At 51.3% G+C, this 9,907-nt stretch carries 9 protein-coding genes, 6 tRNA genes and 1 rRNA gene; all 16 read right to left on the reverse strand.

Translation table 11 applies throughout. The features are described from left to right. Nucleotides 1–35 precede the first annotated feature (35 nt). Entirely contained in the window at nt 36–644 is a 609-nt protein-coding gene (hisG, locus tag E2980_RS15680) for an ATP phosphoribosyltransferase (protein ID WP_135153136.1), read from the reverse strand. A gap of 26 nt (nt 645–670) precedes the next feature. Beyond that, nucleotides 671–1,891 (reverse strand): ATP phosphoribosyltransferase regulatory subunit, encoded by a 1,221-nt coding sequence (locus E2980_RS15685; RefSeq protein ID WP_135153122.1) that lies wholly within the window; start codon nt 1,889–1,891, stop codon nt 671–673. Nucleotides 1,892–2,136: 245 nt separating this feature from the next. Further along, a complete protein-coding gene (locus E2980_RS15690) occupies nt 2,137–2,619 on the reverse strand; it encodes an acyltransferase (protein ID WP_135153123.1) in 483 nt (160 codons plus the stop codon). After that, the gene (gene ppaX, locus E2980_RS15695) at nt 2,616–3,284 is read right to left on the reverse strand and encodes a pyrophosphatase PpaX (protein WP_135153124.1); all 669 of its coding nucleotides are present in this window, start codon (nt 3,282–3,284) and stop codon (nt 2,616–2,618) included. The genes E2980_RS15690 and ppaX overlap by 4 nt, the downstream gene beginning before the upstream one ends. Then, a complete protein-coding gene (gene lgt, locus E2980_RS15700) occupies nt 3,247–4,242 on the reverse strand; it encodes a prolipoprotein diacylglyceryl transferase (protein ID WP_135153125.1) in 996 nt (331 codons plus the stop codon). Before lgt ends, ppaX begins: the two co-directional genes overlap by 38 nt. A 17-nt stretch (nt 4,243–4,259) precedes the next feature. Continuing rightward, nucleotides 4,260–5,192 carry an HPr(Ser) kinase/phosphatase gene (hprK, locus tag E2980_RS15705; RefSeq protein WP_135153126.1) on the reverse strand — a complete coding sequence of 311 codons (933 nt, stop codon included), beginning with the start codon at nt 5,190–5,192 and terminating at the stop codon, nt 4,260–4,262. Between the two features lie 134 nt (nt 5,193–5,326). After that, on the reverse strand, nt 5,327–6,448 hold the full coding sequence (locus E2980_RS15710) for an ABC transporter ATP-binding protein (protein ID WP_135153127.1): 1,122 nt from the start codon (nt 6,446–6,448) through the stop codon (nt 5,327–5,329). A 91-nt stretch (nt 6,449–6,539) separates the two neighbouring features. Then, nucleotides 6,540–7,631, reverse strand: a complete 1,092-nt coding sequence (locus E2980_RS15715) for a PucR family transcriptional regulator (protein WP_135153128.1) — start codon at nt 7,629–7,631, stop codon at nt 6,540–6,542. An 87-nt stretch (nt 7,632–7,718) separates the two neighbouring features. Beyond that, nucleotides 7,719–8,666, reverse strand: a complete 948-nt coding sequence (locus E2980_RS15720; protein WP_135153129.1) for an MraY family glycosyltransferase — start codon at nt 8,664–8,666, stop codon at nt 7,719–7,721. 338 nt (nt 8,667–9,004) lie between these two features. After that, nucleotides 9,005–9,080 (reverse strand) — tRNA-Lys (locus tag E2980_RS15725). 5 nt (nt 9,081–9,085) lie between these two features. Continuing rightward, nucleotides 9,086–9,169: transfer RNA gene (locus tag E2980_RS15730), tRNA-Tyr, on the reverse strand. Between the two features lie 36 nt (nt 9,170–9,205). After that, nucleotides 9,206–9,281: transfer RNA gene (locus tag E2980_RS15735), tRNA-Phe, on the reverse strand. Between the two features lie 79 nt (nt 9,282–9,360). Then, nucleotides 9,361–9,437: transfer RNA gene (locus tag E2980_RS15740), tRNA-Asp, on the reverse strand. Between the two features lie 74 nt (nt 9,438–9,511). Further along, a tRNA-Val gene (locus tag E2980_RS15745) sits at nt 9,512–9,587 on the reverse strand. A 17-nt stretch (nt 9,588–9,604) separates the two neighbouring features. Continuing rightward, nucleotides 9,605–9,681, reverse strand: a tRNA-Met gene (locus tag E2980_RS15750). 100 nt (nt 9,682–9,781) lie between these two features. Then, nucleotides 9,782–9,907 (reverse strand): 23S ribosomal RNA (locus tag E2980_RS15755); the annotation flags it as partial.

Raw genomic sequence — 9,907 nt, forward strand, 5'->3', positions numbered from 1 at the left:
ATCCTCTAACCGTTTCGCTCTATCCGTTGTATCACTCAAACCCGAGCCGATATCGCCGTTCCCAGCCGATCGCACAGCTCTTGGATCGCTATATTTTTCAACCTGTAGCTCACCCGATTTGCGATTAAACGGCTCGTTACCTGGAATAGCGTCTCCATCTCCACGAGTCCGTTCTCCTTCAGCGTCTGCCCCGTTTCCACCATGTCCACGATCCGGTCGGCTAAGCCGATGAGCGGCGCCAGCTCGATCGAGCCGTTCAGCTTGATCACTTCCACCTGCTGGCCTTGCTCGCGGAAATATTGCGAAGCCACGCTCGGATATTTCGTCGCCACGCGCGGATGAATGACCGGCTTCCAATCGGGCAGCCCGATGACCGACATCCGGCATTTGGCGATTCCGAGGTCGAGCAGCTCGTATACGTCTTTATTTTCTTCCATAAGCACGTCCTTGCCCACGATCCCGATGTCCGCAACTCCATACTCCACGTAAGTCGGCACATCGACCGGCTTCGCCATGATGAACTCCATGTTCGCTTCCGGCACGGGAATAATCAACCGCCTGGAATCGTCGAAGTCTTCCGGGATCGGAAGACCCGCCTGCCGGAACAGCTTGCTAGCTTGCTTATAAATACGCCCTTTGGGCATGGCGACCTTCAGTACTCCGCTATCCGTCACGCCAATCCCTCCGCTTCCTTGCCGATGAGCACCACATGGCGGTATTGCGTCCCCCGGTAGGAAAACGTGCCGGCTCCGCCCCATTTTCTTGCGGCTAAAAGCTCCGAATCATCGGATTCATACACGACCGCGATAACCGACTCGCCCTGCTCTCGTCTGCGTCCGGCTACCGTCAACGCCTCTAACCGCGAAGTCTTATCGTATACCACCAAAGTCCGAACCTGTTCCTGCGCCGCATCTTCCACGACCTCGAGAATTCTCGTCGTCTTGAGCGCGAAACCCGTCGCGTGCGCCGGACGGCCGAATTGCGCCAGCAGATTGTCGTATCTGCCGCCGCTGCACACAGGGAAACCCAGATGAGAAGCATAGCCTTCGAAAGTCATTCCCGTATAGTATGAAAAGTCTCCGATCATCGTAAGATCGATCAGCACATGCTCTTGTATACCGTAAGCTTCAAGCACATCCCACACTTCGCAAAGATGCTTGATGGCCGCTTGGGCGCCTTCGTTCGCGCTAAGCTGCAGCGCCTGAGCACATACCTCCTGCCCTCCGCGAAGCCTCAGAATGTCCTCCAACTCCCGCTTCCATTCCGCATCGAGCGATAAGTTGCGAATGACGTCGCGGTAGCCGACATGGTCGCGTTGCAGTAAGCAAGCTTTCAGCGCTTCCTGCTCGCTCTCCAGTCCGGGCAGCGTCTCCTGAAATAAACCGTTCAGGAAGCCGACGTGACCCATCGCGATCTTAAAGGAAGGTACGCCAGCCGCTTGCAAGGAAGCGACCGCCAGCGCAATGATTTCCGCGTCCGCTTCTGGCGAAGAATCCCCAACGAGTTCAACGCCGGTTTGGAAGAACTCGGCTTCGCGCCCTCCCTCCTCCTCGAAAGCCCGAAACACGTTGCCGTGGTAGCTGAGTCTTATAGGAAAGGGTTTATCTTTAAGCAACGAACCGACTACCCGGGCAATCGGAGCCGTCATGTCGGAGCGAAGCACGATCGTCGTTCCCCGCTGGTTCAGCAGCTTGAAAAGCTTCTGGTCTGAAGTGGAGCTTGCCACCCCGACCGTATCGTAATATTCGATCGTCGGCGTCATGATTTGCTCGTATCCCCACAACCGCATGCACTCCAGCACGCTCCGTTCGATACGGCGCAGCTTGGTGACCGCGTGAGGCAAATAGTCTTTGACGCCTGTCGGTTTCTCGAATACTTTCGGTTTCGTCATGATTGCGCACCCTCGTCTCTACCTAACGGGATCATCGTGCGTATAATCCCATTTCATTTATGTTATACTTCAATACGTTAAAGTGCTAACAAGTTACCATACTGCCAAAATAAAGAGTTTAGTCGTATATTACCATGCCTCTCCCGCTCAGTCAATCCCGCGCAAGCCGATATGACAAAGCCGCCCGATTGCCTTTTTCCGGCAATCAGACGGCTTTTGGACTACAGCCCATCGACTTCTTCAACTTAACTGCCCGCCAGCTCTCTAAGAGGATTACCGCCCACTCGGGCGTTCGGCGCAACATCCTTATGCACGACTGAACCTGCCGCTACGACGGCACCGTCACCGATCGTTACGCCCGGAAGAATGGTGACGTTCGCCCCGATCATCACATTTGAACCGATGCGAATATCTCCCAGGCGGTATTCTTTAATCAAATACTCATGCGTCAGCAAGGTAGAGTTATAGCCGATAATCGAGTTTTCCCCGATGGAGATCCGCTCAGGAAAAAAGACGTCGACCATCACCATGAGAGCGAACGCTGTATGGCGTCCCACCCTCATGCCGAGGACACGTCTATAAATCCAATTTTTTACGGGTAAGCTTGGGCAATATCGGGTCAACTGAATGAACACGAAGTTACGGACCGCCTTAAACCGCGAGATCGTCCGATACATTTGCCAAAGCGCATTCGGTCCTTCCACCGGATACCGCTCTACGTTTCTCAACCTTGGACACCTTCAATTCCGCACAGGGCCAACAGCTCATGCATCTCGTGAAGCATGTGAACGGCTCCGGCTTCGAATAAATTCCGTTCTCCTTTTAACGACCAGGCCACTCCTACCGGTATAGCACCTGCCGCGATGGCCGACTTCATATCGACGGAACTGTCTCCTACCATTAATGTTTCCGAAGGAACGGAGCCGAGCGCTTGCATGGCTTTCTCTACCGGTTCGGGGTGAGGCTTCGCATGCTCCACGTCATCCAGCGTCACGATCGTCTCCATATAATCGCGTAAGCCTAGTAACTCCAGAGCTCGAAGGGTCGTCGCTCTCATCTTGGTAGTCACGATTCCCAGTTGAATCCCCGCAGCGTGCAGCTGCTTCACTGCCTCGGCCACGCCTGGAAAGAGCGCCACCATCTCGTCATGCCGTAAATGGTTGTACTCCCGGTACGCTTGCGTGAGATGGGCTACGTCCTCCTGTCCGGAGAACTCCTGCAGCTGCGTAGTCAAGGGTTGTCCCATGCTTGGGATGATATGCTCTCTTCCGAAACCTTCGGGGACGACACCCTTCAGCGCATGGAAGAAAGACTGGATAATGAGTTCATTCGTATCGATTATCGTACCGTCCAGATCAAACAGGACGGCCTTGATCTTCTGATGTTGAGTCATTCTGGGTAGTCTCCGTTTCCTCTAGTGCGGGTGTTTCTGTTTTAGTCTTATGGTTAATCAACGGATCGTTGTATTTTTGCTTCGCCAGACCTAACATGCGGCGCACGACAATAAACGCGATGCCTCCGATGATTATAAGCAAGGCTAGTAATTGAGAGATACGGATGTTGCCTTCGGCAGGGTTCAGGTATCCTTGTTCGAATACAGCCTTCATCGGCGTCCATAAGGCATCAAGCAGATTTACAAGCCATTCCGGTCCTTTGAAAGCCAAGCTGTCCGTCCGAAGCGCTTCGATAAAGAACCGACCGATCGAATACCAAATGATGTATATGAAAAACTGTTCTCCCGCGCGAAGGAAATCACGCCTCCTGATCACGAAAAGGATGATCAGTCCCACCAAGCTCCACAACGATTCGTATAAAAAGGTCGGATGGTGGTAGATCCCTTCCACGTTCATCTGATTCACGATAAACGATGGAATACTTAAAGTATCGGTTAGGAAAGAGCGCTCGACTTCACCGCCGTAAGCTTCCTGATTAACGAAGTTCCCCCAACGCCCGATCATCTGGCCGATGAGCAATGACGGCGCACATATATCCACGATCCGCCAGAAGTCGTATCCTTTGGCGCGAATGTAGAAGAATCCGCACAGTAACGCTCCGATCAATGCGCCGTAGATGGCAATCCCGCCATTCCAGATCTGAATGATTTCACCGGGATGGTCTTGGTAATAGCCCCATTTGAAGGCCACGAAGTACAAGCGGGCCACAATGATCGAGGAAGGTACTCCAAACAGCATCAAATCCAGGAAAAAGTCCGGACTAAGACCGAACCGCTTACCCTCCAGGACCGCGATCAGCAAGCCTGCGAGAGCTGCCAATCCCAGAATAATGCCATACCAGTGTACCGTTAAAGGCCCGAGCGTAAAGGCGATCGGATCCAGAAGTAGAGTGAACATGGTCATCCTCCAATAAGTTATTCATAATCGTCTTCAGAGATCGCTTCGGTCAATTTGTTCGTGAATTGCAGAGCAGCGTTATAGCCCATCCGTTTGAGACGGAAATTCATCGCCGCCACTTCCAGGATAACCGCCAAGTTGCGTCCAGGCCGAACCGGGACCGTCAATAAAGGAACTTCCGTCTCGATGATCTTGGTTGTTTCTTCGTCCAAGCCTAGGCGGTCGTACTGTTTGTCCTGTTGCCAATTCTCGAGCTTAACAACCAAGCTAATGCCTGTCTGGTTGCGTACTGCGCCGGCTCCGAAAAGCGTCATTACGTTCAAGATACCGAGTCCGCGAATTTCAAGTAGATGGCGAATCAAATCCGGCGCCGTTCCGAACAAGTTATTGTCCGAGGTCTGGCGTATTTCTACCGCATCGTCGGCAATGAGCCGGTGACCGCGTTTGACAAGCTCAAGAGCCGTCTCGCTTTTCCCGATTCCGCTGCCTCCCGTTATGAGCATCCCCACGCCATATACATCGACAAGTACGCCGTGAATAGTCGCCGAAGGGGCTAGCTTTTTCTCCAGGAAGTTCGTTATACGGCTTAATAGGATCGTCGTCGCTACCGAGCTCCTCAACACAGGAAATTGCCTTTCGTTAGCAATCTCGATCAATTCACCCGGAATATCCAGTCCGCGCGTGATTATAATGCAAGGCGTCTCCTCATGGCATAAGCGCTCCATGCGATCGCGCCGTTCCTCTGTCGTTAACGTCTCAAGGAACGCAAGCTCCGTGCGTCCAAGCATCTGAGCCCGATCCGCAGGATAATAGTTAAAATAACCGGCCATCTCCAGGCCCGGACGATTCAAGTCGTCCGTATTAATCGTACGCCGCAATCCGTCTTCGCCAGCGACAATTTCCAGGTGAAATTGCTGCACGAGCTCGGATACTCTCACTTTTTTAGCCATCGTACAGCTCCTTTCCTCATTTCCCCTATTTATCGTAACGAAATTAAACCCACAAAGCAATTTATACTTTCCGATCGTAGAAAAAAGAAAACCGCTCGGCCATTTGGCCGAACGGTTTCCGCTCTAATCGTGTATTAGTTTTCGAAAACGTTCAATTCCGATTCCGTGTCGAATACATGAATTTTGTTCATATCGATAGCGAGTTTGATGTTTTGGTTCTCGCGAAGGCCGGCACGTCCGTCAACACGGGCGATTACGTTTTCTTTACCCAGACCATTCAGGTAGAGGAACATTTCGTGACCCAAGTTCTCGGATACTTCGATCGTTGCGTTCACGACGCTGTTTGGTGAAGCTTCGATGAACACAGGCTCTTCGTGGAAATCTTCCGGACGAATTCCAAGAATGATCTCGCGGCCGATGTAGCCTTTTGCGCGAAGCGCTTTTGCTTTGCCTTCTGGAACTTCAACGTTGAAGCCAGTAGCGCGGAAGCGAACAGCTCCGCCTTCTTCAACCAATTGTCCAGTAATGAAGTTCATCGATGGAGCACCGATGAAGCCGGCAACGAACAGGTTAACCGGGTGGTTATAAAGAACTTCAGGAGTAGCGGATTGTTGAATGAAACCGTCTTTCATAACTACGATACGATCGCCCATTGTCATAGCTTCCGTTTGGTCATGGGTAACGTAGATGCAAGTCGTTTCAAGACGTTTCATCAATTTGGAAATGTTAGCGCGCATTTGAGTACGCAGTTTCGCATCCAAGTTGGAAAGCGGCTCATCCATCAAGAAAACTTGCGGTTCGCGAACGATTGCGCGTCCCAAGGCAACACGTTGGCGTTGACCCCCGGAAAGAGCTTTCGGCTTACGATCAAGCAAGTGCTCGATTTCGAGCGTGCGAGCTGCTTCGCGTACGCGGCGATCGATTTCGTCTTTGCGGAACTTACGCAATTTCAAACCGAATGCCATGTTTTGATAAACATTCATATGAGGGTACAAAGCGTACGATTGGAACACCATTGCGATGTCGCGATCTTTCGGTGCTACGTCGTTCACGACGCGGTCGCCGATGTACAGCTTGCCTTCGGAAATTTCTTCAAGACCTGCGATCATACGCAGCGTGGTCGATTTACCGCAACCGGAAGGACCAACGAGAACGAGAAATTCTTTGTCCTGGATATCCAGGTTAAAGTCGGTAACCGAAGCTTTTTCGGTACCTGCATATTTTTTGTACACTTTTTCTAAGCGAACGCCTGCCATTGTACATTTCCCCCTAAACTTCGTTTGAAGGTACAGGTTTATCTTACCTCACACCCGAGCCAAATGACTATGCACAAAGCGTACAAAAAATTCATTTCCTTTTCGTGACTTTGTACAATAGCAATAAGATTCGAACCAACACGGCGTCATTAAAGGAACGGACGTCCAAGCCTGCTTCGTGCTTTATTTTATCCAATCTGTACAATAAAGTATTGCGGTGGATAAATAGTTTTTTGGCGGTCTCGCTTACATTGCAATCCATGGAAAAGAAAGCGTCGAGCGTCGAGACGGTCTCCGAATCCGTGAACAGATCGGGCCTTCCCATCATTTCTTCGACGAAGCGCGACCTTACCATCTCCGGTATTCCGCTTAGCAATCTCTCCAGATGAACGAGCCAAGGCAAATGGATCTGCATGCCCATATGGAACTTGCGGCCGAGGAATATCGTCTCCCTCAGCGTTCCTACAATCCGAACGACGCTTTCCGACGGTACGATCGGTTCACCGACGGCGATATGACATTCCCCGCCCCATTCTCCGGTTATGAGCTGATGAAGACCTTCCGCGAGATTAGACAGGATCTCCTTAGTTTCCTCGTAGCCGAGAACCTCGTCTGATTCGTTATCCGCCTCCGTGAGTACCCGATCGCTGCTAAGGATGAGCCACTCATGTTCCCTTAGAGGAATGAGCAAGGTATCATCCGAGATAAAGGTTCGGATCGTCTTCTCCAACTCGACGTAAGATGGCTCCTTCTCTTCGACTTGCTCGCACAGAAGCAGGAACGGTACCATCCCGTCGAACAGCCGGTTGCGAAGCTCCATACGATCGGGAACTTCAGCTCTCCACTCGCCGGCCGTAACCGATTGCTGGACCCATTCGCCAAGCCGCCTGGCTTGTCTTTCCAAATCGGAAGCCCCGGAAACCGGGCGCGTTCCGCCTTGTTGTACGGCCCATCCAAGCAATTGTTTCTCGACCGGAGTTAAGATCGCTGATATTTCGATGCAATGCAGCTCGGAACCGTGCACGCGGGTAACCATAAGGTAAACTTTCTTTAATTGTATAGCATCCCCGACTTCGGGGTGTTTTTTGCCGCCTTCTTTTTCCCATTCCGCTCCCGTCAGCACCTTAGATACGACCGACGCATTCAATAGTTGCCCCAATTGTTGCAGTCTGGTTTTATTCATCCTTGAAACCCCTTGTCCGCGGAGATAAGCGATATATGCGTCATTGTACCATAACTGACACATATAAGGGGATTCATAAAGGGATTCTCAGCGAAGCACCAATAGGATAACAATGGACAGTAACGAGAAGACGGCAGCTATTAAATAGAGGAAGGAAACCGTCTGAACCTGAGTCAATCCCCATTTCATTAAGCTATGGTGGGTGTGCAAATTATCCGCCCGATGCAGGCCTTTTCCCTCCAACAGCCTCCTTGAGAAAACAATGACAGTGTCCAGAATAGGTACGCCAAGCGCCAGCATGGGCACCGAAAGGGACAATATCGTGGCACCCTTAAGCGTTCCGTCAATAGCAGTCACCGCAAGCGTATATCCGAGGAACGTGGCCCCTGCATCTCCCATGAAAATTCGGGCAGGATGGAAATTATAGGCCAAGAATGCCAAACAGGAGCCTGCGAGCGCAACGGCTACCACGGCGGTACTAGCATGATTAAATATTAACGAGGCTGCGAATAAGGTCAAGGAAGAGATGACGCACACGCCCGAAGCGAGACCATCGATCCCATCGATAAAATTAAGCATATTAATGAGCGCGAAAACCCATATGATCGTGAATAAAGCAGCCAACGCGGGCGAAAACAGGATCATTGCCGAGGAGGATGGCGACGAGATTCCTTGGATCGAGATTCCCTGCATGATAGGGACGAATGCCACGCCTATGTAAACTAACAACCTGGGCCAGACTGGAAACTCGAGGCTTCTGGATTTATACCCGTCGTCGATAAGTCCGATGGCGACCAACGCTAACCCGCCTATCAAAATGGTACGAAACAGAGCAGGATGTCCCATGAACAGAAACGAGGTAACTACGACGCCAGCGAAAATCGCGACTCCTCCCGACAAAGGAATCGGCTCCTCATGGATTTTGCGACGCGTCGGCCGATCCACGAAGCCCACCCTTATAGCAAATCTGCGCACGAACGGCACAAGCAACATAACAAGCGCGAACGAGAAAGCCAACGCGTACAGATACATCATAATAAGTTCCTCCGATGGGACGGTTTGTACTATAACATTCCCCTATGTCCATGGGAGGCATTCGCCGATCGTATAAGGAATCTCAATAAAATAGGACCACTCAAGGTGCGGGACAATACGGTGCGAGTTGGTTTAGCAGCAGAGGGGAAGGGAGCACGTGATTGTGGGCTGTACTTCGGTATAGTCAGACTATAGTGGCGTTTCTGAATGTTTGCGGGGCTTTAGTTCGGTTTGGTCGAACTGCAGAGGCTTTTCTGCAAGTTTGCAGGGAATTAGTTTGATTTAGTCCAAAAAAACAAAAAACAGACGTTTGCACGTCTGCGCGTTTGTTGGTTTAATGGTGAGCCATGTAGGACTCGAACCTACGACACCCTGATTAAAAGTCAGGTGCTCTACCAACTGAGCTAATGGCTCGAAACTGGTGGAGGATGATGGATTTGAACCACCGAACCCGAAGGAAGAGATTTACAGTCTCCCGCGTTTGGCCACTTCGCTAATCCTCCACAATACAAGCCGGTCTGGTAAACCGGATAAAAAAATGGTGGCTCGAGACGGAATCGAACCGCCGACACGAGGATTTTCAGTCCTCTGCTCTACCAGCTGAGCTATCGAGCCTAATTTACTCCCCTGCGTACGGGGCCTACGAAAAGTAATCGGAATTATCTTCGAAGGTTAACGTCACTTTTGGTGAAAATGGCGGAGCTGACGGGATTCGAACCCGCGGTCTCCTGCGTGACAGGCAGGCATGTTAGGCCACTACACCACAGCTCCGTGTTAAATAAGGGGTCCCCGAAAAGTAATCGGATTAAGCTTCGAAGGACTACTTCACTTTTGGGGTGAAGTTATGGTGGAGGCTGACGGGATCGAACCGCCGACCCTCTGCTTGTAAGGCAGATGCTCTCCCAGCTGAGCTAAGCCTCCATGGGATAGAAAACGAGTGGTAGCGGCGAAGGGACTCGAACCCCCGACCCTCCGGGTATGAACCGAATGCTCTAGCCAGCTGAGCTACACCGCCACAATTAAATAAGATCACAAGGCTTGCGCCTTGAAAACTGGATGCGAAGCAAAGCTTAGAAGAAGTTGGTGAGTATCGTTTGTCTTACAGTGTCATTCGTTAGGATAAGCCCTCGACCGATTAGTACTCGTCAGCTGCACACGTTGCCGCGCTTCCACCCCGAGCCTATCAACCTGGTGTTCTTCCAGGGGTCTTACGAATTGGGAAATCTCATCTTGAGGCAGGC

Source organism: Cohnella luojiensis, from assembly GCF_004564235.1.
Taxonomy (GTDB): Bacteria; Bacillota; Bacilli; order Paenibacillales; family Paenibacillaceae; genus Cohnella; species Cohnella luojiensis.

Coding starts and splice junctions, on each gene's coding strand:
- hisG (WP_135153136.1), bottom strand. CDS start 644: ATGCCCAAAGGGCGTATTTATAAGCAAGCTAGCAAGCTGTTCCGGCAG.
- lgt (WP_135153125.1), bottom strand. CDS start 4,242: ATGTTCACTCTACTTCTGGATCCGATCGCCTTTACGCTCGGGCCTTTA.
- E2980_RS15715 (WP_135153128.1), bottom strand. CDS start 7,631: ATGAATAAAACCAGACTGCAACAATTGGGGCAACTATTGAATGCGTCG.
- hprK (WP_135153126.1), bottom strand. CDS start 5,192: ATGGCTAAAAAAGTGAGAGTATCCGAGCTCGTGCAGCAATTTCACCTG.
- E2980_RS15710 (WP_135153127.1), bottom strand. CDS start 6,448: ATGGCAGGCGTTCGCTTAGAAAAAGTGTACAAAAAATATGCAGGTACC.
- ppaX (WP_135153124.1), bottom strand. CDS start 3,284: ATGACTCAACATCAGAAGATCAAGGCCGTCCTGTTTGATCTGGACGGT.
- E2980_RS15685 (WP_135153122.1), bottom strand. CDS start 1,891: ATGACGAAACCGAAAGTATTCGAGAAACCGACAGGCGTCAAAGACTAT.
- E2980_RS15720 (WP_135153129.1), bottom strand. CDS start 8,666: ATGATGTATCTGTACGCGTTGGCTTTCTCGTTCGCGCTTGTTATGTTG.